Origin of the sequence: Cysteiniphilum litorale (assembly GCF_003428165.1) — a bacterium.
Classification (GTDB): Bacteria; Pseudomonadota; Gammaproteobacteria; order Francisellales; family Francisellaceae; genus Caedibacter; species Caedibacter litoralis.
This window is the reverse complement of record NZ_QLIQ01000010.1, coordinates 49,351-75,743: the sequence shown is the minus strand read 5'-3', so window position 1 is coordinate 75,743 and position 26,393 is coordinate 49,351. Positions and strand designations below refer to the sequence as shown.

General features: G+C 37.2%; 21 protein-coding genes. 14 read left to right on the top strand and 7 right to left on the bottom strand.

Going from position 1 to position 26,393, the window contains the following annotated elements; translation table 11 throughout:
- Positions 1–2: 2 nt before the first annotated feature.
- Together DNJ75_RS06130 and DNJ75_RS06125 are read right to left on the bottom strand one after the other, a co-directional pair.
- The gene (locus DNJ75_RS06130; protein WP_117002313.1) at positions 3–1,253 is read right to left on the bottom strand and encodes a sensor histidine kinase; all 1,251 of its coding nucleotides are present in this window, start codon (positions 1,251–1,253) and stop codon (positions 3–5) included.
- A 279-nt stretch (positions 1,254–1,532) separates the two neighbouring features.
- Entirely contained in the window at positions 1,533–2,270 is a 738-nt protein-coding gene (locus DNJ75_RS06125) for a response regulator (protein WP_117002312.1), read from the bottom strand.
- Positions 2,271–2,494: 224 nt separating this feature from the next.
- Here DNJ75_RS06125 and DNJ75_RS06120 point away from each other — a divergent pair, with 224 nt between their 5' ends.
- The 9 genes from DNJ75_RS06120 (at position 2,495) to DNJ75_RS06080 (ending at position 16,165) form a co-directional block, all read left to right on the top strand.
- Positions 2,495–5,788, top strand: a complete 3,294-nt coding sequence (locus tag DNJ75_RS06120) for a YCF48-related protein (protein ID WP_157968234.1) — start codon at positions 2,495–2,497, stop codon at positions 5,786–5,788.
- A 58-nt stretch (positions 5,789–5,846) separates the two neighbouring features.
- Positions 5,847–6,260 carry an SRPBCC family protein gene (locus DNJ75_RS06115; RefSeq protein WP_150468974.1) on the top strand — a complete coding sequence of 138 codons (414 nt, stop codon included), beginning with the start codon at positions 5,847–5,849 and terminating at the stop codon, positions 6,258–6,260.
- Positions 6,261–6,402: 142 nt separating this feature from the next.
- Complete coding sequence (locus tag DNJ75_RS06110; RefSeq protein WP_150468975.1) at positions 6,403–6,936, top strand: hypothetical protein; 534 nt, start codon at positions 6,403–6,405, stop codon at positions 6,934–6,936.
- Between the two features lie 63 nt (positions 6,937–6,999).
- On the top strand, positions 7,000–7,287 hold the full coding sequence (locus DNJ75_RS06105) for a hypothetical protein (protein WP_150468976.1): 288 nt from the start codon (positions 7,000–7,002) through the stop codon (positions 7,285–7,287).
- A 26-nt stretch (positions 7,288–7,313) separates the two neighbouring features.
- Positions 7,314–7,940 carry an outer membrane beta-barrel protein gene (locus DNJ75_RS06100; RefSeq protein WP_170137197.1) on the top strand — a complete coding sequence of 209 codons (627 nt, stop codon included), beginning with the start codon at positions 7,314–7,316 and terminating at the stop codon, positions 7,938–7,940.
- 38 nt (positions 7,941–7,978) lie between these two features.
- Positions 7,979–12,754, top strand: a complete 4,776-nt coding sequence (locus DNJ75_RS06095; protein ID WP_117002306.1) for a beta strand repeat-containing protein — start codon at positions 7,979–7,981, stop codon at positions 12,752–12,754.
- Between the two features lie 26 nt (positions 12,755–12,780).
- Entirely contained in the window at positions 12,781–13,977 is a 1,197-nt protein-coding gene (locus DNJ75_RS06090) for a MotA/TolQ/ExbB proton channel family protein (protein WP_117002305.1), read from the top strand.
- Between the two features lie 33 nt (positions 13,978–14,010).
- Positions 14,011–15,516: a TolC family protein gene (locus DNJ75_RS06085; protein ID WP_117002304.1), complete on the top strand. Its 1,506-nt coding sequence runs from the start codon at positions 14,011–14,013 to the stop codon at positions 15,514–15,516.
- Positions 15,517–15,622: 106 nt separating this feature from the next.
- The gene (locus DNJ75_RS06080; RefSeq protein ID WP_117002303.1) at positions 15,623–16,165 is read left to right on the top strand and encodes a hypothetical protein; all 543 of its coding nucleotides are present in this window, start codon (positions 15,623–15,625) and stop codon (positions 16,163–16,165) included.
- Positions 16,166–16,183: 18 nt separating this feature from the next.
- Here DNJ75_RS06080 and DNJ75_RS06075 read toward each other — a convergent pair whose 3' ends face one another.
- The 5 genes from DNJ75_RS06075 to DNJ75_RS06055 all read right to left on the bottom strand — a co-directional run bounded on the left by DNJ75_RS06075 (position 16,184) and on the right by DNJ75_RS06055 (position 20,908).
- Positions 16,184–17,494 carry an HlyD family type I secretion periplasmic adaptor subunit gene (locus DNJ75_RS06075; protein WP_117002302.1) on the bottom strand — a complete coding sequence of 437 codons (1,311 nt, stop codon included), beginning with the start codon at positions 17,492–17,494 and terminating at the stop codon, positions 16,184–16,186.
- Entirely contained in the window at positions 17,491–18,033 is a 543-nt protein-coding gene (locus tag DNJ75_RS06070; protein ID WP_117002301.1) for a hypothetical protein, read from the bottom strand. Before DNJ75_RS06070 ends, DNJ75_RS06075 begins: the two co-directional genes overlap by 4 nt.
- 1 nt (position 18,034) lies before the next feature.
- Positions 18,035–19,855, bottom strand: a complete 1,821-nt coding sequence (locus tag DNJ75_RS06065) for an ATP-binding cassette domain-containing protein (RefSeq protein WP_157968232.1) — start codon at positions 19,853–19,855, stop codon at positions 18,035–18,037.
- A gap of 542 nt (positions 19,856–20,397) precedes the next feature.
- A complete protein-coding gene (locus tag DNJ75_RS06060; RefSeq protein ID WP_117002299.1) occupies positions 20,398–20,661 on the bottom strand; it encodes a Txe/YoeB family addiction module toxin in 264 nt (87 codons plus the stop codon).
- Positions 20,654–20,908 (bottom strand): type II toxin-antitoxin system Phd/YefM family antitoxin, encoded by a 255-nt coding sequence (locus DNJ75_RS06055; RefSeq protein WP_117002298.1) that lies wholly within the window; start codon positions 20,906–20,908, stop codon positions 20,654–20,656. Before DNJ75_RS06055 ends, DNJ75_RS06060 begins: the two co-directional genes overlap by 8 nt.
- Positions 20,909–21,160: 252 nt before the next feature.
- On the opposite strand from DNJ75_RS06055, the gene cyoA reads away from it, so the two are divergent.
- The 5 genes from cyoA to cyoE are packed head-to-tail and all read left to right on the top strand — an operon-like array spanning position 21,161 to position 25,991.
- Complete coding sequence (cyoA, locus tag DNJ75_RS06050; RefSeq protein WP_224742285.1) at positions 21,161–22,153, top strand: ubiquinol oxidase subunit II; 993 nt, start codon at positions 21,161–21,163, stop codon at positions 22,151–22,153.
- A 23-nt stretch (positions 22,154–22,176) separates the two neighbouring features.
- On the top strand, positions 22,177–24,207 hold the full coding sequence (gene cyoB, locus DNJ75_RS06045) for a cytochrome o ubiquinol oxidase subunit I (protein ID WP_117002297.1): 2,031 nt from the start codon (positions 22,177–22,179) through the stop codon (positions 24,205–24,207).
- Positions 24,204–24,809 carry a cytochrome o ubiquinol oxidase subunit III gene (gene cyoC, locus DNJ75_RS06040; protein WP_117002296.1) on the top strand — a complete coding sequence of 202 codons (606 nt, stop codon included), beginning with the start codon at positions 24,204–24,206 and terminating at the stop codon, positions 24,807–24,809. The genes cyoB and cyoC overlap by 4 nt, the downstream gene beginning before the upstream one ends.
- Before the next feature lies 1 nt (position 24,810).
- Complete coding sequence (gene cyoD, locus DNJ75_RS06035) at positions 24,811–25,149, top strand: cytochrome o ubiquinol oxidase subunit IV (protein WP_117002295.1); 339 nt, start codon at positions 24,811–24,813, stop codon at positions 25,147–25,149.
- Positions 25,107–25,991: a heme o synthase gene (gene cyoE, locus DNJ75_RS06030; protein WP_117002294.1), complete on the top strand. Its 885-nt coding sequence runs from the start codon at positions 25,107–25,109 to the stop codon at positions 25,989–25,991. The genes cyoD and cyoE overlap by 43 nt, the downstream gene beginning before the upstream one ends.
- Positions 25,992–26,393: the final 402 nt, after the last annotated feature.

The following is a 26,393-nucleotide window of genomic DNA, read 5'->3' as shown; positions in this document are numbered from 1 at the left end:
ATTTATTTTGCCCAAGTCATGGTGACTCTAAGTCCAAGGGTAGGATCATTTTCAAAAATAATCGTGCCGCCGGTCAGACTCACTAGCTCATGAACAATCGCTAGACCCAGCCCATAGTGTTTTTTAGTGTCCATGTTATTCTCAGAGAAACCTAATTGTGTGATTTTGTTTAACTTGTCATGAGCAACACCTTGTCCATGATCAATAATGATCAGTTCAATAAGCTGTTTGGTTTGCATTAAGCTAATGTCAACTCTATCGGAAAAACGAAAGGCATTATCAAGGATATTAGTCAAAATGCGGTTATATACTTGTGCCGAGCCATAGACGATGCTCTCAGGTGCTTCCGTGTAATCAATGTGATGCCCCATATCGGCGTAGTTGTCTTGCAGTGTCAGTAACATTAGGTTGAGGTCAATTTTCTTACGCTGTTGTAAATGAAGGTTAGATAGTGATAAGAAGCTTTGTACCACCTCATTGATATGATCAATATCTGCCATGCTTTTAATCGCATCCGTGTCACCCTTTAACTCTAATTGCTCTAAACGAAAACGCATGCGTGTTAACGGTGTTTTGATGTCATGCGAAATCGATGACATCAATTGTGCGCGTGTGCGCGTTAGGTTATGAATACGCAATTTCATTTGTTCAAATAATGCTTTGGGACCAGAGATAAGCCCAAAGTAAATCGAAGTATTTTGCGGAAGACCTAGTTCGATCAACATCTGTTGACTTAGTTCAGTTAATCGATATAAACGCAGTAATAACCAACAAGCAAATAGCAGTAAGATAACAATCAGCAAGATAATTGCAAATTCAGTGGTAAATAAAGAGAAAAAGTAATGATAATTTTTGACAGCATGGATATTAAGCCACAGGTCTTTGTGAATAAAAACTGAGAATTTATGTATATTGTCTTGATGCTGAAGTATTTTGTTCTCAAGATCTTGTGCATTTTTGATGGTGTAATCTGGGTGAAACTGTGGAACAGTGGATAAAGCCATTTCAAGCTCGATACGCTGAATCTGTATATCTGAGAAATGCTGGCTATCAAAGGTTTGAATGAAGCTCTTAAGATCTTCATTTTCACCATATTTGACAATTTTAGCGATCTCCCACGCAATTTTATGATGTAGTTCTGCGTGAATATCTTCATTGATCTGGCGATACGCACTGATAAAAAGATAGCTAATTGAGATAAGGCTTAAACAAAAAAAAGCAAAAATACAAAGGAGGTTCAGATGTTTTTTCATGTTGATCCATATGTGATATTAATAATTATAAAATGTCGTTGATTCGACTCTAAAAAGCAAGATGATCAATCAAATATTCTTTAATTGACTTGAGTTACGCACTTTTTTATTACAACACCCCGCCTCACAAGCTCGGCACCCCTCTTGCAAAGAGGGGAATATAAAATAACCTTTGCCTAATTCCCCTCTTTGTAAGAGGGGTGGCAGCCGTAGGCTGACGGGGTGTTTATAAAATCATAGTTTTTCTAAAGTGCGTAACTCCAGTAATTGAAATGAAACTCAGGTCGCTTTTTTAACAACATTTGCATTAAATACATAACCGCGCCCATGATGCGTTTGGATAAGTTTAGGTTGTTTGGTGTCTTCTTCGATTTTCTTGCGTAATAACCCAACGCGGACATCAATTGCGCGATCATAAATATCACGTTTACTGGTGTTGGTCTGATTCAGTAGAAATTCACGCTCCAAAATGCGCCGTGGATGCTCAAGAAAAACCATCAGTAAATTCGCATCTGCCGTTGACAGTTGCACTTCCTCTGTCGCTGTTGTTAGCAATGACGTGCGCGTATCAAACTGCCAACGATCAAACTGGTAAATCTTATCTTTAAGCTCAGGTGAAGCCTGCGCCATGCGTCGATAGATGGCATTGATGCGCGCCATAAGCTCAAGTGTGCTAAAGGGCTTCACTAAGAAATCATCAACACCAGCATCAAACGCTAAGATGCGCTCAGAAACTTCTTGTGACGCAGTAATCATAACAATTGGCGTATTGGTGATCGTGCGAATGTGGCGACAGACTTCAATGCCATCTATTTCAGGTAACATTAAATCAAGTAAAATAGCATCAAATTTTTTCAGAGTCAGTGTCGCACCGGCTTCTTTAGGGTGATGAATAGCAAGCGCATCAATATTAAAGCGACCCTTAAGTGTTTGCTTCAAGCTTTTGGTGATTTCTTTGTCATCATCAATAATGAGAATGTTTTTAATCGAAGCTACTTGGCTATTGGTTAAAGTCATTGGCTGTAGTCCTTACATCTTTTTATTGCTTCTAAACATAATTAAAAACTTTTTAGATTGTTTTGCAAGAGAATTTAATGATCAATTTTATAAATAGTAAAATACATATTTACTACATATTTCAACATATCTGTGTATTTTTATTGGACTATACTCAATTTTAAGCATGGGGAGTGCGATGACTACTAAGCTGAATGAATTTAAGTAAAGTGGAGATGATAATAATGAAGATAACAAAATTAATACCAGTGATCGTATCTAGTATGTTACTGTTTGGTTGTAACTCAGATGATAGTGACAGTAATCATAAAAATACAGCGACTACGACAGCGAGTTTAGTGCCAAGTCAAACACAGGCTAATATTGAAACATCTCATAGCTTGCAAATTACCGTTACCAATGCGGGTAACAAGCAGGCAGATGACTTTGCTGTTGAGCTGCAAGCAGATGATGGGGTGAGTATTGATAAGACTGCATCAAATATTCCCAGTCAATTAGCGCCGGGGGCTTCAGCGGTGATTGTTTTAACAGCGAGTAATAGTGCCGTTGTCGGTAGTAAAGCGACATTGACGATACGTTCAAGTGATTCGATTAATCAATTAAGTATTCCGGTGGATGTGATTGCAGAGCCGCCGGAGGTGGTTAAGCTTGCATTAAGCACAGGCTCTTCGGTGTTGGGTAGTGGTGGAATGAAGCATTATGTGTTAACCAACAACAGTGCTCAAGATGTTCCTGAGTTAACAGGCGCTGATAAGGGTGTTTCAGGTCTGAGTCTCGCTGCCTATCAAAGTGGTACGAGCATTGCTGCCACAGGTGTATCAATTATAAATAATACGTGTTCTGGCGTTATTCTTAAACCTTCAGAGAATTGCACTTTTGATGTTAAAGCTGCAGATACGGCAAGCAATCAAGCGATTGATGTTAAAGTAACCGTTAATGGACAAACGGAAGTTTCAAAAAGTTTACAAATATTGCGTCCTGTATTGTCAATTAACCCAGAAGACGCCTTATCAGGCTTTAAATCGCAAATGACCAAAACACAATCTCAGCTTTTAAGCTTAGATAGTCAACACATTACGATCGTGCCAGGGATGAAAAAAACAATTCAGATTACCAATAGCTCGGTGGTGCCTGCAACCGATGTGCAGTTTAGCATTCCTGCACTATCGGGCGTTAGCCAAGATCCTGCCAGTACCTGTATTAATGGCATGACGTTAAATGGAGGTGATAGTTGTACCATTATTGTTGACGGTAGTTTGGAGAACTATCCGTCGGGTAGTGGTGATCTTCAGATTTCAGCAAATAATGCCGATCAAGTGAATCAGTTAATGTTGGGATCATCGTCATCCAGTCAACTGCAAATGTCTGATAGTTATCGCTTAGTGATTAATGGTGGTAAGTCGATGGATATTCCATTGAAGGCGAGAAATAATAGCTCATTAAGCCTTGATCATTTAGCGATGAGTATTTTGCCAAATGATGGCAGTTTAGTCGCATCAACTAATAATAATTGTGGTACAACTTTGTTAGGTCAGGGTTATTGCACCAATAATTATACCTATACGGCACCCAATGCAACAACGCATGAACAAAAGCTTTATTCACTGGTGTATGGCAATACACAAAATAATGGTAATAATAGTACGGGAACACTATTAGGTGTTGATGTATATCCGACAGGTGGCTTTATTCCAAGTAATGCTTTGACCAACTTAATTCCTGGTGCGTCGGGCAATGTTGTCGTTGAGAATGGTGTGATGTATGTTGCGACATTAGGTCTAAGTATTTCAAAGGATAATGGACAAACCTGGCAGACAGTTTCATCACCTGAAATTGCTGACCCAAGTTCAGTCAGTAACGTTGCTGTATCAGGTGATAATATTTATGTTTCAACTTATGCTGGATTATCTTTATCTCACGATGGCGGTAAGACTTGGAAGACAAAAACAACAACCGACAGTTTGCCAAGTAATTCAGTGGCTTATGTCTATGCGTCAGGTGATGATGTTTATCTAGCGACAAATGCAGGATTAGCCATTTCGACAGATAAAGGAGCTACTTGGACAACAAAAACAACAGCTGACGGTCTGACAAGTAATGATGTGAGAATGGTTACAGAGAATAATGGTGAGATTTATTTAACAACACGTAGTCCAGGAGGGGTGTCATTTTCAACAGATGGTGGAACAACTTGGACAACCAAAACGGTCGCAGATGGAATCTTAAATGATAACCGCTCAATTTATGTTGATGGTAACAAAATCTATGTGGGTGGATATCAAGGGTATTCAGTCTCAACTGATAATGGTAGCACCTGGACAAGCGCAACATTACCACAATTACAGTATGCTGCGGTATATGGAATTTATGCCGATGGCGACGATATTTTTCTTGCCTCAGGTAATGGAATTTCTGTGTCACATGATGATGGTGTGAATTGGACATTGGAGAATAGCTCGAATAATAATTTGCCTGGTGATTTTACTTCAGCAATTTCAAAGATTGGTAATGTGCTATATGCTGGAACTGGCTATGCACTAGCTAAATCAACGGATAATGGTAATTCATGGCAAGTTGTCTACTCGGCACCAGGTGTTTATGCTGATAGAGTCTCATTTATCAATAAGTTAAATGGCACACTTTATGCCGGCACAATATCAACAGGGCTTTATATCTCTAAAGATGATGGAGTTAATTGGCAGAATTATAATTCCAAGACGGGGCTATCAGGTGATTGTGTTGTTGGCGCATTTTATGATGTAGCTACTCATACGCTATATGTAGTAGTTGGGGATTGGAATGGCGCTAAAACGATTAACTACACAACAGATGGTGGCAAAACCTGGGTACAAGAGCCTAAAGCTACATTTGGTAATTCTATTATACGTCATGGTGGAGTCTATGTTTATAACAATAAAGTTTTTGTGCCAACTTGGAATGGTTTAGTGACATCAAATGATGGTGGAGCCACTTGGTCAGCGCCTGTTAGTGCGCCATTTGGAGGTAGTCAATTATATGGTATTACCGGTGAGGGCGATAATATTTACTTATTCGGCAACCATGGACTTTGGGTTTCAACAGATGGCGGTACTAATTGGACGAAAAAATATAATCCAGCAACTTATTTTGGTTCGATAGGTGGCGTCTTTGTAAGTGGTCAGAATATTCTGATTAATACATGGAACTATGGTGCAGGCAAGCCAATATTGCTGATATCCAGTGATGGGGGTAATAACTGGGTATCTAAAACTGCCGTTGACCTTGGGATGCCTGCAGGGAGTTATATTCAAGGAGCAGTCATTGCAAATGGTACAATTTATGTGGCAACTTGGGGTCTTGGGGTTATTTATTCTACTGATGGTGGTAACACATGGTTACGTAAAACAACGGATGATGGTTTACAAGCTAATATGATTCAGGCAATCAATGCTGACAAAAATGGCGATGTTTTCTTAGGAAATGTAGCCGGTTTTTCGATTATGAAAGCCGATAATGAAGGTATTTTGATTCCTGAGTAATGACATTGAGTTAAAGCAAAAATGGATTGGAAGTTAATAAAGGTAAAAAATGATGTATATGAAAAGTTATAGCAAAACCTACAGCAATGTCACTCCTCAGCAAATTTGGATGATTTGGTCAGATATTCAAAAGCGAACGCTTTGGGATGATGATACAGAGTGGGCAATGATAAACGGAGATTTTAAAACCGGTAACACTTTTCACTTTAAGCCAAAAGGCGATCCAAAACTTAAAATGAAGATAGTGGAGTGCATTCCTAATAAATCGTTTACTGATTATTTTCGATTGCCTTTTGGACATCTTTATGGGATCCATAAGATACAAGAGTGTGAGGAAGGGATTTGTATAACAACAACTATTCAGATCAAAGGTTATCTATCTTGGCTATGGCAAAAACTTTTAGGGGAAAAAATTGTTGCAACCTTGCCTCGTCAGACAGAGCTTTTAGTAAAAGTTGCAAGAGAAATCTAATAATCTAATCAATATTTTATAGTTAATACATATTTATACATATCGCTATGATGTTGTCCGGTTATAGTGCTGCCAAGAATGTGAGCGAGTCTTAATCCTGCTTACTAATATCCAAAGATTAAATAAAAGGGAGAAGAAAGTTGTGTTAAAAATAATGGTAATTTTTTGGGGGGTGCTTTGCTTTATAATTGTTAATGCCACTTCGATTCCAAATAATCATCCACTAACAAATGGCTTTAGAATAGCCATTGGCAATGGCTATTGGAGTATGCGCCAGAATAAAGCAGATATTTTAACACAAACCTATAATACCGATCGCAGTGATTATTATGTGCAGGATCTTGATTATGGCTGGATGTTTGGTGCTGATAGTTGGCAGTCTTTGCATTATGGCATAGGTGTTAGAATGTACAATTTTATCAAAAACAATGGTAATGCTGTTCTGCCCGTTCCTGAGCTATACCTTAGTAAATACCTTAGCCAGAATCTAAGTCTTGTCGCTAATTTTGGCAGCTTAATTTATTTGTATGATATTGGTTTAGGTAGCGCCTATAATTTAAATCGTCATTTATCTGTCAATATTCAAGCACAGTATATGCCAAGTATCGCAATTATGGGGCATAACCATAATATTAATGGTTTGGGTATTCTTATTGGCTTGGCATATATGGCTTAATTTTTTTTGATGATTGCTTTAGGTAAACAAAGTTGGTTAAACTATAGAAGCAAGGCTATATCGATGGGAAAAAATAAGGAATGTTTTGCTCAATACGCTAGAAAGGTACATCAATGTTCGGTGGGGAAATTGTTAGATGATTTTGCTGCTGAGGGAGTTACTACTCAGCAAGCGTCTCAATTGACAGGCTATGCAGTCTCAACAATTAATAAGTATCTGCGTAAACATCGGGTCAAATTAATAAACGAACGCTTGAAGTTAGCGCATGAAGAGCCCACGGCGTTTGAAGAGAATTTTTATAAAGCAGAAATGAATATTTTTAATTTTTTAAGTAAATCATGGGATTGTTAAAACAAGCACTAATTATGGGGGATATTGTGAGAAAATTGATATTAGTAATGGGTGTGACCATATTAACAATAACGATAGCAAATGCAAATAATCATCAAGCAATCGCTCAAAGTGGATTAACTCTTGGTATTGAGGGTGGTTATGGTCAAATTACTGGATCATTCTGGGATCAAAGTAGTTTGGATAAAAAATCAGGTGGAGCTATTGGCAGTATTGACATCGGGGGGCAATATGCACTTAATTCTTGGCTAGCGTTAGGTATGCAGGTCAATGTTATGTATGGACATAAATTATTAAGTTATGGAAGTAATGATATCAATTACAAAGCAACGTTTGTTTTGCCAATTCAGTTAACCGCACAAGTTGTTTTGCCAATTGGCGTGAATTTTTTAGCGGGTGTCGGGATGGCGTATGTTTCCCAGAGAGTGACATACGGCAGTGGTGCAAATCAAGATGATGAATTGGTCAAAAAATGGAATCCTATGGCAAGTATTGGCATTGGTTATCAAGTGACATCAAGATTTAATATTTTTGCAAAATATCAATATATCTGGGGCAAGAAAGACAAGGCAGTATTCCCACAATTTGGTCAAGATGAAACCAATCCAATTCAGGCATTGACGCTTGGAATGAGTTATACGTTTGGGGTATAGATTTTTAATTTTTTATTTTTAAATGTGGGAAAGTTCAAATGAGTACAAACATTACAGAGAAGGCGTTACAAGATACCTCTTCTCAAAAAGTAGTTTTGCTAAAAACATTTCAAGACAACCATCTACCGATTGATTTTAGGCAAGCTAAATTTGCGCTTGATGGTCAGGATATTTTAATCGAAGCTCACAATGGTGAGGTTTATCATCTTGTGTTTGGGGGGCAACTTGCCAATCTTGATAAAAAAGCATTTGAACTTGAGTTTACCGATGGCAAAATATTAACCGCGCAGCAGGTGCTAGATATTGCCTCAGCCGATATCATTAATACAGACGGTCATCTCACACATGAGAAAAACCAGCAAGAAGTAACGCCAAATACTCAAGCACAAACAAAAGTTTATGTCATTGATGAAACTAAAAACTCAGATGCGAACACAGCTCAAGATAGTGACAATCTACAAAATGATGTCAATGAATCAACTGATAATATACTTTTAAGTTCATCATCGAGCGATGATGTTGATACGAGTCATATCACTGCTACAGATGTTCCAGTTGTTGAGGCCCAAAGTCAAAATAATAGCCATAGTGAAATCACACAAAGTAACCACCCAACAGTGGTTCCTAAGTTAACTGTGTTACCTGATTTAAATATGTATATTCCAAAGCCACAATATGATAATGCGAATCATACTGTTAAGGCGGGAGGCTCGGGTGAAGCACTGGGGCAAAAAGGTCAATTAAAGCCAATTACATTGGATCTGTCTCAATCTCAGCATGGCTGGACGATTGATGCCGATCAGGTTGGTTCATCAAAGCAAGAAACAACTTTGCAAAAAATATTCGAGCTGCCACCAGGCTCTGAAATTACTAGCATCACGGGTAGCGGCGCGTCGAATATAAAAATTATTACAGGTGAGATGCAGCCAGATTTATCAAAAAATCAGTTTGCCATCGATTATGACACCTCTGATACGAGTGCGTATAAAATTATTACTATTCACTTTAGCCCTGCTGACAAGCAAGGGCGCACTGAATATGTCATTAAACTTGACGTTACTGATAATCCATATCAAATAACAGATGGTGATGGTACTTTTATGTTGGGGACTCATCCAAATGCCCAAGAGATCACCGGCAGTCAATTTGATGACATTATTTTAGCTTCAGATCGAGGTGGTGATACTTATGATGGTAGCGCTGGCAATGATACTGTTGATTATAGTAATCATCTTAGTGGTATAACGATTGCTGGATCAGATGACGGGGTCAATAGCTTTAGTGGTACCTTTAATAACGGCATCGAAAAAATTGAACAAACATTAAAAAATATTGAGATCATCAGAGGAAGCGCAGCATCAGATACATTTATAAGTAGCACAACAACTCAGGCAACTTTTGAAGCAGGTAAGGGCGATGATCATTTTATTTCTCATGGTGGTGAAGTTACTTTTGATGGTGGTCAAGGTAGTGATACCGTTGATTACAGTGATTTGAGCGCTAAAAATACGGGTATTAGCTTTGATTTAAAGCACATCGACTTTGTATCGACTAATCCTGTGGATTCAACAGAAGCTGTTGATGGTATTGTCGTTGATCTTACGAATGGCAATATTGTGCATAGCGGTAATAAGCAAGATCATGTTGAAAATGTAGAACAATATATTGGTACAAATCATAATGATCAATTTATTACAAGTGCTGCAGATGATTATATAAATACAGGCAAAGGTATTGATGAGGTTATCGGTAGTCAAGGTAACGATCACATTAGCTTTGGTGGTTTGGGCAAAATCGATTATTCAAGCTTGAATGATATAACTAATATCAGCGTTGACGGTAATGAAATATCGATAGATAAGCGCTCTGCATCAAATATGTCACTGGGAAGCGATACTGTCAATGGTGCCGTGAATGAAGTTGTCATCGGTGAGTTAGGCGGTGAGGTGCACGTTAACAATAATGGTGATCTAACGGTTATTGGTGGGGGTGATGCTTCACATAATACTTTTTATGCTGATGGCGCTCATACAGCATTTATTGGTGGAGGGAGTGGCAATCATTCAAATGCGATAAATGTTTATAATATAGGACAAAATAAATCAGCAAGTGCTTATATTGAAGGGCACGGCAAAAGTAACACCGTTAACTACTATAGTGGAGTTGTTGATTTCACAGGAGATGCCGATAGCATAAATGATACGATCAATGTTGCATTTGAGCAGGGAGCAAATAACGATATTGATCTTAAGTTATATGCACAAACTTCTGAGGTGAATATTGGTACGGCAAAGTCAGGGGTTAACGGGAGTATTGCTGTTGAAAGTTATCAAGGCGTAACAACTGTTCACAATAGTTTTTATGCTGGTATGCAACCTGTTACTTATACAGTCCATGGTGGGCAGCTCATTATAGATTACGATGATACCTCTATCAGTCACGAGGTATCAGCTTTGGATGTCAATTTAAAAAGTGGTGTGATAGATTCAGATCAAGGAGTCTTAGGAATTCTGCAGAGTGGCCAACTGACTGAAATTAAAGGTTTAAGTATTGGAAATACTACATTTATACAAGGCAATTATGGTTTTAGTGCTGTAGCTTATGGTGACAATAATACCTTTATTCTCAGTGGTGCCTATGGCATGTCAATCAACGGTGGTGATGTTGGTAGTCATAATAACACCGTTGATTTATCAAGTGTCGTCAATGTTGGGCTGAATGTTGATCTACAAAATGGCGTAATCACTGATAATAGTGGCTCATATTTAGCTAATACAGTGACACATATTCAAAATATTATTGGTACACAGCAAGGCAATGCAACCTATCGTTTGTCTGATCGTTATGATGGTCAATTAACCTTGCAAGGTCAGGATAATATAGTTATCTCAACCAAGAGCAATAATGCCAATTATCAGCAACACTCAGAAGGAGCAGCTGCTAACTTTAACTTTAATAACCAGATAAGTTATGATAATCAAGATGCTGCTATTACAATGACTGATTTGGGAACAATTACTAAAGCAGGTGGGGGTGTTGATACTTTTGAAGCGAGCACTGGTTCCGCGCCACATGTTACGTTTACCAATATTATAGGCAGTCAGTATGATGATGTGTTTCATTTGAAAAGTCATTATACAGGTGTTGATTATACTCGAACCTCGGGTGTGACCTATCAAATCAATGGTGGCAAAGGTGATGACACTTTCTCTTATGAAGATGGCTCGTATGGGAACTATAACTTGTCAGGTGGCGATGGCGATGACGAGCTTATATTGAGTGGAACATACAATAGCAGTCAGGTGACTATTAACGGGCAACATCAAGGGACTTTCTATAGTACAGGTGGTTATAATGCCAGCCAATTTAGCTCAGTTGAAAAAATCACTTTTAATACAAATTCTAATTATCTTAATATGAATGTAGCTAACGCTAATCTAAACGTTGATGCAACAAAAGCGGGTATGAGTTTTGTTGATATTCATGCAATGGTAGGTAATAACATATTTGATATGCCGGATTATGAGGTGGTTAGCTTTGACACGCATGTAAATGGTTTTACTGGCTCTGTATTATCATATTCTAAAATGAGTGATGCGCTAACGATTGATCTTAATAATGATTTAGTAACCGATCAACGAGCAGGTGTGAGCGATGTTACTCATCATGTGCGTAGAGTCCAAGGCGGGCATGGCGATGATACTATCACAGGATATAATAATGCTGATAATTTTGTGTACGCAGGAGCAGGTAATGATAGCTATAACTTTAATAATGCAGGACACAAAAACTATTATGAAGTTGATGTTGGCGTTAATCAGTATTTAGGGCAGGGGCAGTATGAATATAATACGTTTAATAATGGTTCGACAAATTACTTTCAAAAGCTAACGGTTGATTTAAGAGCGATAGCGGGTAAAGAGTCTATTATCAAGGATTATGCTTATGGTAGTGATAGTACCGATACGATCGATGGTCATCTAGATGTGCTGAACTTTAACGCTGGAAACTATGCTAATGGCAGCCTTAAAATGTTTGATTTTTATGGTAGTGACACCGAGTCTAGTCTTCTAAACTACTCTAACAGTAATGTTAGTTTAGATAGTCATATCTATTTTGGTAATGCCAAGCTTGATCTTTCAATTCAGTCGTATAATTCAGGGTCATATCAGCAGAATATGACGATTGATTTTAGCCGTTTGAATCAGCAAGTTGATTTCCATTTAGATGGTAGGGGAGGGAATAGCTATAGCGTTGACACGGGAGGGATTAGCGACAATATCTCTCAAAATGGGCAGTTACAATCTGAGTTTGACGTTATAGGAACAAAATATGATGATGTATTTGACTTTTCTTCTTTGGCAAGTTTAGAAAAACGTTTTGGTCAAAACAATAATAGTTTTGATGGAGCTGATGGTGATGATACCTTACGCTTGACTCGTCAGATACATGTGAATAAGGATTTAAATGTTGAGGATTTATTTGAAGACTTTCACAACTTTGAAACATTCGATATTAAAAATATGATTAAAGATGGTGGAACTGCCAATACTTGGACATTTGATTTAGATAACTTCATTCATCAGCATCGCGCAGATAGCAATAATCATTATGAACTCGATGTTGATAATTTCTCAGATATTGCCTGGTTACATGGTGGTTCTTTGACACAGATTGATAGAACACATTACCAATATAACGCCAATGGCAAAACCATCGATGTATATAGTCAGCGTAATACGGTTTCAGAACATAGTAATGACCATAATAGTGCAGTGGATAACACACATCACGAATCTGCTGTAGCGGGTTAATTTGATCTATAAAAAAGGTAAGTATAATGACAAAGATTAAAAATTTTTCAGCACTCATTATTGTTATGGGGGTGTTGATGATTGCTTTTGCTGTGGTTGATATTAATGCATTAATCATAGTTATTTCACATAACACTGTGATTAATACACTTATTGTAACGGGATGTTTGCTAGCTGTATTGTATGCTATTTTTAGTGCGATTCAGCTAAGAAAGCATGCTAATCTATGGCAAAGGGAAGTCATGGCTGAGACTCCTTTTGCTGATAAGAAAGTGCTTAAAAGTATTTTTGGGGGGAGATTTTATAACTTATTAGGGAGTAATAGTAATGCTTTGGAGGCGCTTATTGAGGAGTGGCGCGAGTATAAAAGCTGGAGTATTAAAGCATTAGAATACATGTCTGCAACTTTAATTGGTCTAGGACTGCTCGGGACATTTATTGGGATGATGCGCACAATGAGTAAGGTATCTGATGTGCTGAATATGTCGAGTGCATCAAATATACTTAATTCATTAACCGCACCATTAGCCGGAATGTCAACAGCATTTTCAGCCTCATTGTTGGGGTTACTATTTTCTTTAATTGTCGGACTTTTTGCGATTATTTTAGCAAGAGCAACAACTGATTTTACTCAGCAAGTTAAGACCTGGGTGTTAGATAACGATGTATCAATCAATGAACCAATCAATGGCAATAATTTAATGAACCAAGGTGCTAAGCCAACATTTAAACTATTGAACGAAACGTTACCTCAGGTTACTGAATTATTGCAAAAGAATAATGAGATGATGTCAGCTTTACATAGCTCTCAACAAAGCATTCAACAGCAAAATAATGACCTTATTGTATTGGTTGATCAAAAGCTTGCTACCTATTTGCAGCAATGCACTAGGGCTTTGGAAACAGTTGATGAGAAAATGTTACGGATTACGAATGATTTGCCAATAGTTGGACAAAGTTTGATAGAAGTTATTACTCATAGCGCAACCACAACGGATGTGCTCATTCAAGAATCGCATCATCGTGTTGAGGAAATGAGTCTTTTAGTGAGTGACTTAATGGCAATGTTCCGTAAATTTCAGGCGGTAGTTATTGATGATGTCGAACGAATTGAAAAAGCCACCACTGCACAATCATCAAGCATATCACTGAATCTGCTACAGCAAATGTCTCAGATCAAATTCAGTTTAGAAAAGATGCTCAATAAGCAAGGTCAATTGTAATTAACTACAAATTTCCATTATTAAAGGTGTATTATGAATAAGTTTTTTAAGATGGTTTTGACTAGCTTATTAAGTGTGATATCAACTATGGCAATGTCAGATCAGAGACTACCGTTGTCATATATTGACTTTCTACCTACAGAAGTCAGAAATGTATTAAATATGGATTGGTCACAAAAGTTATCAGCTTTAGGTAAATCGAATGATTTAAGTGTATTATATCCAACAGCACAAATGCTTTTTAAAGCCCATTTATTTGCGATGGAGAAAAATACTGCACCAAATAAAACCGCAAATGACATATCTATTTATGTTGAATTATCTGAAGCGATTAATAAAGCATTACACTATGATCTATCAGTAGATGTATCTAAAATTCAGGAAAAAATTGCCAAAGCAAAGCTTAAGCAGGCAGATTCCAAATATTGGCCACAATTACAAGGTACTTTAAGTTTTGCCAATTTTCATTATCTTGAAGGTAATGATTACACCACTCCAGACTCTGATGTGCCTAATATCAATATTTCAGCCATTTATACGATTTATGATTTTGGCAAGCGCTATTCCGCTTATGAGGCGCAAAATAGTGCATTACAAGCAAGTAAATGGCAACGTGATATAACACATCAAATGGTGACAGCTAAAGTCATCAAAAGCTATTTGATATATATACAATACGCGGAGCTTGTCAGTGCCGATAAAGTCTACTTGTTACGAGTTAAAAGTATTGCAGATAAAGTTAATAAACGCGTAGATGCAGGTTTGTCAATTATGTCTGACTTATTGCGATCAAAGGTTGCTGTTGATGAAGCACATAATTTCTTAAGTAATGGTGAGCTTAGATTACAGAATGCTAAAATTGATCTAGAGACAATTACTGGTTTGTCTAATGATCAACACCGCAGTTATAAATTTTATCAAGGTATTGCAGAGAGTAGATCATTTCCAAAATCACATCATTTAACACTTAACTACATATATCAACATAGTTTGTTATTAAAGCGATTGAAATCTGAAGTATCTCAAGCAAGATTTAACCACGAAGAGGCAGTAAGTCAAGACTACCCAACCATAAATATCAATGCCGGAGCAACACAATGGAGTCGATCGGTTCAATCTCCCAAGTTAAGCGGAAGTATCAGTATAACAATGCCTATCTTTACGGGAGGATATAATTCAGCAACCATTGAGAGTGCTGCAGAGAGCGAATTTCTCGCTGAAGATAAACTGACAATGGCTATGCGCAGTATTAATCAACAATTAGAGAATAATTTAATTGTTTATCAGCGAATGCGTGAAAATTATGCGATTAATCTATTGACTGCCTCAAAATATAAAAAGGTCAATAAACTCTATAAAAAGGAGTTTTTTTCAGGAAATAGACCGCTTTTGGATTTATTGAATTCTGAGCGGGGATTTTACCTAACTTTGGTAGAAAAAATTAAGGACAAGATCAATGCATATGAAGCCTTAGTCAACCTATATGAGCTTGCTGGGCAGACTCATGATGTGTTGAAATTTATACACATGACAAAGTAAGAAAAAACTCGATAAAAATGACGTTACTAATACGTAAATTAGCATGGAATAAACTATTTATCGAATGTGATAATTTGGCTTGACGATCTTTATTTAGGAGCTATTTGTGAAAAGAAAAGCTTCCACTTACCATGGTGGCAATAATAAAACAACTTTCTGGGTGAGTTATGTCTCTCTAATGGTTATTGTTTTAATTATGTATGTATTTTTTAATATGATTTTGGGATTTTTATCTAGTATGACTGTTCGTAATCAAGCGCAGGAAGTGCTGCAATCAAGTAATCATGTGGCGCGCGAAAGAGTATCATCAAAAAACTATAAATACTTACAGCAAAACAAACGTAGCGATTGGAGTTTTACATTAAAATTAAAAGCAGATAGTTACCGCTTAAGTGATGCTGATTACGCCAAAATAAAGGAGTGGGTAGCTAAGCATCCTAATAGAAAATATATTGTTTTGGTGTATGTTGCTAAAAATCAAAACTTTTCAACAGGATCTTTATTAAGAAAACAGTATCTACTCTATAGTCAGTTATTAGGTTATATGTTACACACATTAAAAATCCCATCATCCAATATTGTTTATCAAGACAGTTTACCCTCACCATATTCTTATGACATGATCAAAATGGCTAGTGAGCCATTATAGCTACTTCATCTAGAATCCCTACACTTCAGTTAGTGCCGTATTTGCTCCAGTAAGCATGGGCTTTAAAATATATTGGGCAACCGTTCTTTTACCAACAATAATATAACCATCTACTTGCATCCCTGGGTATATTTTAATGTGCTGACTATCAATGTCTTGTTCATTGAGATCAACATCAACCTCAAAATAAGGTCGCTTATTGCCATTGATGTTATCATCTTTAGTGTCGGCACTAATAAGTGAAATTGTCCCAGACAAGAAATTGGCGCCAATAGTTGAAATGGAATTGATAGAGATTTTTACAGGCATACCAACCCATAGTTTATCGCGATCGCTCGGCAATACTTTAAGGACACAGATAATTGGAACATTATCAGGAGAAATTTCAAAGAGTTTACCACCTGAGGGAATAAAAGCACCAGCATTAGATTTGAATATGCTTTGAATGATACCATTAGTTGGGCTAAAAACATTCTCAATCTTTTTGCGATCTGATATCCCTGTTTGTTTGGCTTGAAGCTCAGCAAGTTGTTGCTCTAATTGCAATAGTTTATTACGTTTATCCGACATGAAATCAGTGTGAATTTTAGTGACTTTTAATTGAGCTTCATAAGCCTGAGACTGTAAGAGTTCTTGTCGAGAAATTGCGGTATTAAGTTGATTAAGAATTTTTTGTTCTTCAGCCTCTTGATTTAGTAATGCAGATTTTGATGCGGCTTCTTCTTTAACCAAATCTCTAATCATCTTCACTTGATCTGAGATGAGTTGCTTTTGTTTTTTCAATCCTTCAATATCTATAGCATTGGCTTTAATTTCGTCGAGTTTTTCTTGATAGGTAGTTTGCGCTAGCTTTTCATTTTGTTTATAGGTATCAATTTCACTATCATAGACGTTTTTTTCCGTCAAAAACATAGCTTGTGTTACCCCGCTAATCTTAATACTTTCCGATATAAATGGCTTTTGATTAATCTCGGCATTAAGGCGTGCTGCTTGCAATTGTAACATGGCAATACTGCTCGTGTTTTTGGTGTATTCTTGACTAACATAACTGTTATCTATCACGGCGAGAAGCTGTCCTTTATTAACATGCTGCCCCTCATGAACAAGTAGCTTTGATACTGTCCCTCCAGTGGCATGTTCAAGCATAATATTTTTGAATTTGATTTGTAGATAACCTTTGGCGTGCACCAAAATATCAAGACGCAGAAAAAATAAGCTAATCAAAAATATTATAAGTAAGCTAGCTAATATAATCTTAAAATTGATGCTCGATTTCTTTAAGATGCTAATAACTGACAGAGTGTGGATTTTTTTGAGTTTGGCTTTCATTTTTTCACCTTGATTTTAATCAGATTAGAAGCACCTGCGCTTTGGTTTGATTGACTAAGGAACTGTATTTGGCTAGTTGGAATATTATGTTTATTATGCATATAGTTGGCTGTTTTAGCATAGAGGATGTAGATTTTGCGTAGCATTGCACCAAGAGAGATATGTGTTTGGTTAGCAAGTTCTATGGAGATTTCATAGATAGCGTTATTGGTCTGTTGATGTGTTTTAAACCATTTATCAATCATCTGTTGTTGTGATTTTGCAAAGTTTAAAGAGTTGTCAAGTGACAGTATTAAGTCCCATTGTGTCACATGAGCATTCTCACTCATATAAATGATAGGCGGAGGAAGGTGATGTTTATGCTGCTGGGTTGCTGTTGATGTCTTTTGCTGCATCTCTACAGTCATTTTTTGAGCGATGTTGTACATGCTTAGGCGAATGATAAATACAATGCTAAACATAATAAAGATCATTACTAAAACAGTGAGCATATCAACATATGCAGGCCAAATAATGTCATCTCTTTTTTCATGTGCCATGTTACTGAGTCCTTGGGTTTTTTATAAAGTTTTGCTTACTATCTGAAAATGAAATACCTGTTGAAGTTAAAATTGAAACCTGATCAACTAATTCAAGTAGGCTGGTACGATTTGAAAAGATTACAAGAGTAATACTTTTATCTCTCAACAATTTGTGCATGTGCTCGATAAGTGTATTGTGCGCCTTGTTAGGCAAAAATGTTGTAGGGTCATCCAAAACATATATTTTTTTGCCACTTGTCAGCATTCTTGCTAGATCTAACATTTGCCGTTTTTCATCCGAAAGCAGCTGACTAAATTGATTGAAGGGTGTATAAATGCCATCTTTTAGATAGGGGATGATCCATTGCATAAAATCCAAAGATAAAGCAGATTTACACTTTTCTTTGGATTCCCAAAAATAGCTAAAGATTGTTTCATGGAATAAAACGTATGGATAACTTGAATAGTAAGTATTTATATGTAGATCATCAAAGCCATAATTTTGGTTGCACTGAAAGTTTACATGACCACTGTTGGGATACATAATACCCATTAATATCTTTGATAGTGATGTTTTTCCAGTGCCTGGTCTAGCTACTATCAATAATCTAGAGTGTAATGGAATATCTAAGCTGACGTTTTCAAATACAGCTGATCTTTCATCAAAAGATAGATTAACTTTGCTAAGGGTCCAACCATTTGCTGTTGGTCGCTGAGGGCTATAAGTGATAGAGGTCGGCTGTTGCTTATTATTTTGGGATGCTTGAAAATCATTTATAGCATGGGTTAAATCTTTTACCTGTTTAAATGTGGGAATTGCACCTAATAAATTCATGACAGGTTGAGACAGTTTGCCTGTCAATAAAATAACAGCAAATAGAGCGCCCTGTGATATGACATTTTCTTGGAGTAGGTAGAATGCTAGAATGACGGTAAATATCGTCTGTGCTGAACTTAGCAAAAAAAGAATAGCGTTAAGGTGACTATTTTGTTTGGTTTGCGTGCTTTCAGCAATATCATATGCTTCATATCTTTGGCGGTATATAGATAAAAAGGTATTTTTTAGTCCATTGGCAATGAAGCTTAAGATTCCATCAGTTGGAATATGTGTTGAAACATATTTTTTTTGACGGGTACCAAGGAAGTAAAAAATCAGTATAACTTGGATTGTACTAATAACCAGTGGGACTAATACAAGATAACCACCAACTAACCAGATGCAAAATAAAAATAGAAAGAAAAAGGGTAAATCAATGTAGTTGCTGCTGATTATACGCCATGCTAGCGTTCTTAATTGTCCTAAACTATGAATAATCGCTTGTTGATTCTTACCCCATTGATTGTGCTCTGATGCTACTGTGTCAATAGCGTTCTTGAGTGTGGTAGGTTCAATGAACTGTATTACTTCGCTAGATAGCTTGATACTGCTTTCAAGTCGTAGCTTTTTAAGAATAAACTCAAGTCCTAATAGCAATAAAACGATAATTGACAGCGTCCAAAGAGATGCAGTCGCAAAGGCAGGCAACACTCGACTATAAACTGCATTCATATAAAGGGGAATAGATAAATAAGTTAGATTGATAATAAAGGATAGCAATATTAAATAAGTCAATTTGCCTTTGAACTTTTCCCATAGGCTAACTAGATTAATTTTTGAAAAATCTTGAGATTTTTTTTCAAAGCGATAGGTCATGTAGTTGTTTTTTACGATATCTGTGGCAGATTTGATCATCCATTGATTTCCAGACTTTACCAGAAAATTTTCATTACTATTCTTGAGTTGACTGGCTTTCTCTTGCTTAAATGCGATATCTATTTGACTGCTAATGATTTCTAGCACGGTTTGATCATCTTCAGCATTTTTAAGTAAGAGATATAAGCGGGCGAGCAATTCTTGCGAAACTGGGGTGTCATGTGTTTGAAGATGTATGTCTTGTATTGAATGCAGCAAGCTTGGTATAGCCTCTTGTAAGAAAAATTTTGCAGTTGTCATAGTTCCCTACATAAAATTTTGTATTTTTGTTGAATAAATGTTTATATCTGAGTGACCTTTTAAAGTAATTACATGTTGTAAAAGGTATCGTACTCAAGTATGCAAAAAAGTAATTCAGCGGAAATGGATTGCTTTCTTCCCTTTCAGTTAATTCATTGAAATGATGACCATGATAATTCTTATATTGAATGATATTTTATCTAACTAATATGTTTTAAGTTTGTAAAATTATTTACTTAATATGTATTTTAAGCAGTGGATGGCTAATACAATGGGAAATGTGTGCTGATGTATGGTTTCTAATGAATAATTTAATTTATGTCACCAGAGTGATTACGGTGCTATGGTTGGATTTTTAATTAATCATTAAGAAACTCAATTTGTCTACTTTAATCGTAATGCCCTTTGCATGAAATAATCGTGATGTGTGATGCATCAACCATATATACAAGGCGATTCACCTGATCGATGCGTCTTGACCAAGCGCCGCTTAAGTTTCCAAGAAGCGGCTCTGGTTTCCCTAAACCATCAAAAGGAGAACGTTTGCAATCTATAATCAGTTTATTGATACGTTTTAACGTTTTTTTATCTTGTGTTTGCCAGTAAAGGTAATCTTCCCAAGCATCGCTAACGAATGCAATAATCTTATTCATCAAGCAGATCTCGTTCTTGAGATTTACCTTCTTTGTACTCTTTAATACCTTTCATTAAATGAGCAGCATTTTTGGGTGATTGTAGTAAGTGCATAGTTTCTAAATAGCTGTTGAAAAGACTTAAAGGCAAAACAACAGCATCTTCTTTGTCACGTCTTGTTATTACCGTATAGTCATAATCCTCAACTGTTTGATCAAGGATGCGATTAAAGTTGTTCCGAGCGGATGAAAAATTTACGATTCTCATAGATCACCTCTTAAATTATGATTGTTAATGACATTATAGAGTTGAACAATATATTGTTCAAATAAAAAATTAGAGGTAAGTTATGAATACTAAATAGTTGTGGCTAATAATCATTCATGTTTTAAGTGTGATAAATACCTTTTAGCCATAAAGTCAATCATGCCAGTTTTAATTAGGAAAAAAATAGTTATACTATGCGCTAAGTTATTTTCCAATAACTTAGCTAGATATAAAGGAACTAAGGAAATCGATATGATCAAGTACTTGCACTTTTTTGTATCCACACTAAAAAGGATGGGTAATCCATTGTTTTTATTGGGTGTTGGAGGCAGAAAAATAAAGCGCAAAAAGCCTTTAGCTAAGCCGTTTGTTGCATTGTTGGTATTATTGCCAGCAGTGTTGCTTGGGGGGTGCTCCTCAGGGGTGTTAGATCCGCAAGGACCTATTGCACATCACGAGCTTAGGCTATTGATATTTGCTATTTTGCTAATGTTAATCGTGGTAATTCCAGTGATTTTTTTGACATTTTGGTTTGCATGGCGTTATCGCGACTCTGCAACTAAGTCAAAGTATCGCCCTGAATGGTCGCACAGCACAGCACTTGAGATCGTCTGGTGGGCAATACCATGTGTGATTATTCTGATTTTAGGGATTGTAACTTGGATAACAACGCATTCGCTTAATCCGTATAAGCCACTGGAATCTGATAAATCTCCTGTTGAAATTGAGGTCGTGGCATTAGATTGGAAGTGGATGTTTATTTATCCGCAATACGATATTGCAACGGTTAATAAAATCGTTATTCCTGTTCGGCACCCGATTAACTTTAGAATCACATCAGCAGCACCTATGAATTCGTTCTTTATTCCGCAACTAGGTGGACAAATTTATGCGATGACTGGCATGATCACTAAGCTTCATTTATTGGCAACTAATCCAGGTGAGTATCGTGGCTTCTCAGCTAACTACACAGGTGAAGGCTTTGCACATATGCAGTTTTTTGCAGATGCTACCTCTGAAGCTGATTTCAATAAGTGGGTCACTGAAGTGAAAACGGCTAAGAAAGATCTGACGTGGGATTATTTCTGGGATCATTTGGTAAAACAATCCATTAATAATCCAGTGACCTATTATGGTCAAGTCGATAAGAATTTGTTTAATGACATTGTTATGTACTACATGATGCCAAACTACAAACCTGGCATGATGGGACATATGCATCATATGTCAGAAATGAGCCACTAAGTGTGAATAAATAGGGAACGAATATGTTAGAAGCATTGATTGGAAGACTGAGTGATCCACACACAGCCTTCCCGTATTTGTGGGAACCCGTAAGCCAGCAGTTAATCATTCTTGGAATGTTTATCTTTATTGTTGTTGGTGGGTTATTATTGGTAGGCGGTTTGACCTACTTCAAAAAATGGGGCTACTTATGGCGTGAATGGTTCACGACAGTAGACCATAAAAAAATTGGTATTATGTATATCATTGTCGCGCTCGTTATGCTATTTCGTGGTTTTGTCGATGCGGCAATGATGCGTACGCAGCAAGCCTTAGCATCAGGTGACAGCACTGGTTATTTGATTCCACAGCATTTTGATCAGATCTTTACCGCTCACGGTGTGATTATGATTTTCTTTGTGGCAATGCCATTGATGTTTGGTTTGATGAATATTGCAATTCCTTTGCAAATTGGCGCACGCGATGTGGCATTCCCATATCTTAATTCATTAAGCTTTTGGCTTTTTGTAGTTGGTGTGGTTTTGGTTAATATGTCGCTATTAATCGGCGATTTTGCGCATACAGGTTGGTTGGCTTATCCACCTTATTCGGAGACCGCTTTTAGCCCCGGGGTCGGGGTTGATTACTGGATATGGGCACTGCAGATATCCGGTATAGGATCCTTGATGACGGGTGTTAACTTCTTTGTCACCATCATTAAAATGCGTTGTAAAGGCATGACATTAATGAAGATGCCGGTATTTACGTGGACATCACTTTGTTCTGTTATTTTGGTCATTGCGGCATTTCCAGTTTTAACGGTGACGTTAGCATTATTGACTTTAGATCGTTATATAGGTACAAATTTCTTTACTGTCAGTGGTGGCGGTGATCAAATGATGTATGTTAATTTGATCTGGATCTGGGGACACCCTGAAGTTTATATTTTGATTCTGCCAGCCTTTGGTATTTTCTCAGAAGTTGTTTCAGTATTCTCTAAAAAGAAGCTATTTGGTTATGCCACTATGGTTGGCGCAAGTATTGTTATTACGATTCTTGCCTTCTCGGTATGGCTGCATCACTTCTTCACGATGGGGGCGGGCGCCAATGTGAATGCCTTTTTCGGTATTATGACAATGGTGATTGCGATTCCAACAGGGGTTAAGATCTTTAACTGGCTGTTTACTATGTTCCGCGGACGCATCACCTTTACCACACCAATGTACTGGTTAATGGGCTTTTTGGTAACATTTACCATTGGTGGTATGACCGGTGTATTGCTATCCGTGCCAGGTGTTGATTTCCAGATGCATAACAGTGTATTCTTGATTGCGCATTTCCATAATGTCATTATTGGTGGTGTTGTGTTTGGTTATTTTGCCGGACTTATCTATTGGTTCCCTAAAATGTTTGGCTTTAAGCTTAACGAGCGCTTAGGTAAATGGTCATTTTGGTTCTGGATTGTTGGCTTCTTTGTTGCCTTTATGCCGCTTTACTATTTAGGTGCTATTGGTATGACTCGCCGTTTATATCATTATGATGCGTCAACTGGATTCCAACCATGGTTGATTGTGGCTTGGGTTGGTTCAATGCTGATTGCTATTGGTGTGTTGTTGCAAATCATTCAGATTATTGTAAGTATCAAAGATCGTCATAAAAACCGTGACTTAACAGGTGATCCTTGGGATGGACGTACACTAGAGTGGGCAACAGCATCTCCTGCACCTTTTTATAACTTTGCGCATGATCCTGTGGTTGATTCATTAGATGGCTTTTGGGAGCACAAAAAAAAGGGCTTAAATATCGAGAATCGCCCTGAAGCTGAAAAGCGCCCATATGAAAATATCCATATGCCGCGCAATACCGGTGTTGCCTTTATTATCGGTGCGTTTAGCTTGGCTTTTGGATTTGCTATGGTTTGGCATATCTGGTGGTTAGCTGGCGTTGGGTTGTTAGGTATTCTTGCTTCCGTGATTTCACGTTCGTTTAATTACGATATCGACTACTATGTGAAAGCAAAAGAAGTTGAAGAAATTGAAGCTGAAATTGAAAAAATGAAGAAGGTGGGCGCATGAGTACTACAGCAGTAGAAAACCATCACGGTGAACATCACCACCACTATGATGGTTCCAAAAGCGTATTTGGTTTTTGGATTTATATTATGAGTGACTGCGTATTATTTGCGACTTTGTTTGCAGTATACGCGGTATTTCACACCCATACATTTGGTGGCCCTAGTGCCAAAGAGTTATTTAGCTTACCATTTGTATTTATTGAAACCATGCTCTTATTGATCAGTAGCTTTACCTTTGGCTTGGCAATGCTATCGCGCAACTCAGGTAACATCAAAGTGATTACGGGTTGGCTATGGGTGACATTCCTATTTGGTCTAGGATTTATCATTATGGAGCTGTATGAATTCCATCACTTATATATGGAAGGTCATACTTGGGCGACAAGTGCATTTTTATCGTCGTTCTTCACCTTAGTTGGAACGCACGGTTTGCATGTAAGCATTGGTTTAATCTGGATTGTGAGTATGATTTTTCAAATCCGTAAGCATGGTATCACGCCAATGAGCAAAACAAAGCTAACCTACTTAGGTTTGTTCTGGCACTTTTTGGATATCGTGTGGATTTTTGTATTCTCAGTTGTCTACTTAATGGGAGCAATCTAATATGGCAGGCGAACATTTATACGATCACGAAACGGGTGCGGCATATGGCACGCACAAAACTTATATCACTGGGTTTGTGTTATCGATCATTATTACCGTTATCGCATTTAGCTTAGTTGGGTTTAAAGTCTTCTCTCCAGTTGGGCTGTATATCTCGGTAGCGATTTTGGCACTTATCCAATTGTATGTGCAGTTAGTATTCTTTTTGCACTTAAGTACAGACTCAAAAGCACGCTGGAATATGATTAGCTTCATATTTGCAGTGATTGTTGTATTAATTCTAGTTATCGGTACGTTATGGATTATGTTCAATCTTTACAGCATGATGATGGTCATGTAACGTTAATGAAACTCATTAAACTTATCAAGCCGGGAATTATTTTCGGTAATATCGTTACCTTGTGCGGTGGCTTTTTTGTTGCGGTACAAGGTAATTTTTCTTGGGTCGTTTTTTTAAGTGCGCTCATTGGTATGGCATTTGTTATTGCTTGTGGCTGTGTTTTGAATAACTATATCGATCGCGATATTGATCAGCTCATGAAGCGTACACAAAAGCGACCATCTGCTTGTGGTTTAGTATCGTTACGTTTTGCTGTAAGTTATTCATTTATCTTAGGCATTGTTGGTTTTGTCGCATTGTATCTAGGAACAAATAACCTAACGGTAATTATTGCCGCCATTGGCTTATTTGCCTATGTCGTGGCTTATACATTATGGTTTAAGAGAAGCTCAATTTTTGGCACAGTGGTTGGTGCTATTTCTGGTGCTGTTCCGCCAGTGATTGGCTATACCGCAGTGACCAATCGATTTGATGCAGTCGCATTGACGCTATTTATTATTTTAGTCTGCTGGCAAATGCCACACTTCTTTGCGATTGCAATTTATCGCAAGGATGATTATGCCGCAGCGAATATCCCTGTCTTACCGCTTAAGCGCAGTATGCTATACACCCAAGTTAATGCGCTTATTTTTGTTGTGTTATATGTTATTGCGACATTAATGTTAGCAGTGGTTGCACATGTCCATTTGTTGTATTTAGCTGTTGCCTTTATCTTAGGGATTGCATGGATTGCGTTGAGTATTAAAGGGTTTAATGCTGAAGATAAGGCACATTGGGCGCGCAAGATGTTTATATTTTCTATTGTCAGTATTACCTTGTTGAGTATTTTTATGGCAGTGTAGGGGTAATTCATGAATTACCCCTACGGGTATTGTCTCCATATATCGCACATAAACCATGAACTTTACACCCTTTCGGCTGATTCAATTTTGCTAATAATCCTGGTTGTTTCCTGCAATTCTATCACCTAGAAGCCTACATTGTAGAGATCATGGTATGGGGGAGGTCACTTCGTTCTTGAACAGCTTTCTAGCTCTCAGTGAAAGTTTTATCATTTAAATATGGTTATTAATTTTATATACATACTATCTACATATTGTTTTGTTAGTATCTATGCTTGTATAGTTTTTGGGGGTGTCTCACGGGGCGAGTAAATGTAGCGATGTTGTTATGCGTCATATTAAAACAAATAACTGGTTCTGAAATTTCCTTAAATCTATCGATTGTCAGTTCAATTAAAGGTT

Bases quoted from the DNA above. Each gene is read 5' to 3' on its own strand.
- DNJ75_RS06130 (WP_117002313.1), bottom strand. From the start codon at position 1,253: ATGAAAAAACATCTGAACCTCCTTTGTATTTTTGCTTTTTTTTGTTTA.
- DNJ75_RS06125 (WP_117002312.1), bottom strand. From the start codon at position 2,270: ATGACTTTAACCAATAGCCAAGTAGCTTCGATTAAAAACATTCTCATT.
- DNJ75_RS06120 (WP_157968234.1), top strand. From the start codon at position 2,495: ATGAAGATAACAAAATTAATACCAGTGATCGTATCTAGTATGTTACTG.
- DNJ75_RS06115 (WP_150468974.1), top strand. From the start codon at position 5,847: ATGAAAAGTTATAGCAAAACCTACAGCAATGTCACTCCTCAGCAAATT.
- DNJ75_RS06105 (WP_150468976.1), top strand. From the start codon at position 7,000: ATGGGAAAAAATAAGGAATGTTTTGCTCAATACGCTAGAAAGGTACAT.
- DNJ75_RS06095 (WP_117002306.1), top strand. From the start codon at position 7,979: ATGAGTACAAACATTACAGAGAAGGCGTTACAAGATACCTCTTCTCAA.
- DNJ75_RS06090 (WP_117002305.1), top strand. From the start codon at position 12,781: ATGACAAAGATTAAAAATTTTTCAGCACTCATTATTGTTATGGGGGTG.
- DNJ75_RS06085 (WP_117002304.1), top strand. From the start codon at position 14,011: ATGAATAAGTTTTTTAAGATGGTTTTGACTAGCTTATTAAGTGTGATA.
- DNJ75_RS06075 (WP_117002302.1), bottom strand. From the start codon at position 17,494: ATGAAAGCCAAACTCAAAAAAATCCACACTCTGTCAGTTATTAGCATC.
- DNJ75_RS06070 (WP_117002301.1), bottom strand. From the start codon at position 18,033: ATGGCACATGAAAAAAGAGATGACATTATTTGGCCTGCATATGTTGAT.
- DNJ75_RS06060 (WP_117002299.1), bottom strand. From the start codon at position 20,661: ATGAATAAGATTATTGCATTCGTTAGCGATGCTTGGGAAGATTACCTT.
- DNJ75_RS06055 (WP_117002298.1), bottom strand. From the start codon at position 20,908: ATGAGAATCGTAAATTTTTCATCCGCTCGGAACAACTTTAATCGCATC.
- cyoA (WP_224742285.1), top strand. From the start codon at position 21,161: ATGATCAAGTACTTGCACTTTTTTGTATCCACACTAAAAAGGATGGGT.
- cyoB (WP_117002297.1), top strand. From the start codon at position 22,177: ATGTTAGAAGCATTGATTGGAAGACTGAGTGATCCACACACAGCCTTC.
- cyoC (WP_117002296.1), top strand. From the start codon at position 24,204: ATGAGTACTACAGCAGTAGAAAACCATCACGGTGAACATCACCACCAC.
- cyoD (WP_117002295.1), top strand. From the start codon at position 24,811: ATGGCAGGCGAACATTTATACGATCACGAAACGGGTGCGGCATATGGC.
- cyoE (WP_117002294.1), top strand. From the start codon at position 25,107: ATGGATTATGTTCAATCTTTACAGCATGATGATGGTCATGTAACGTTA.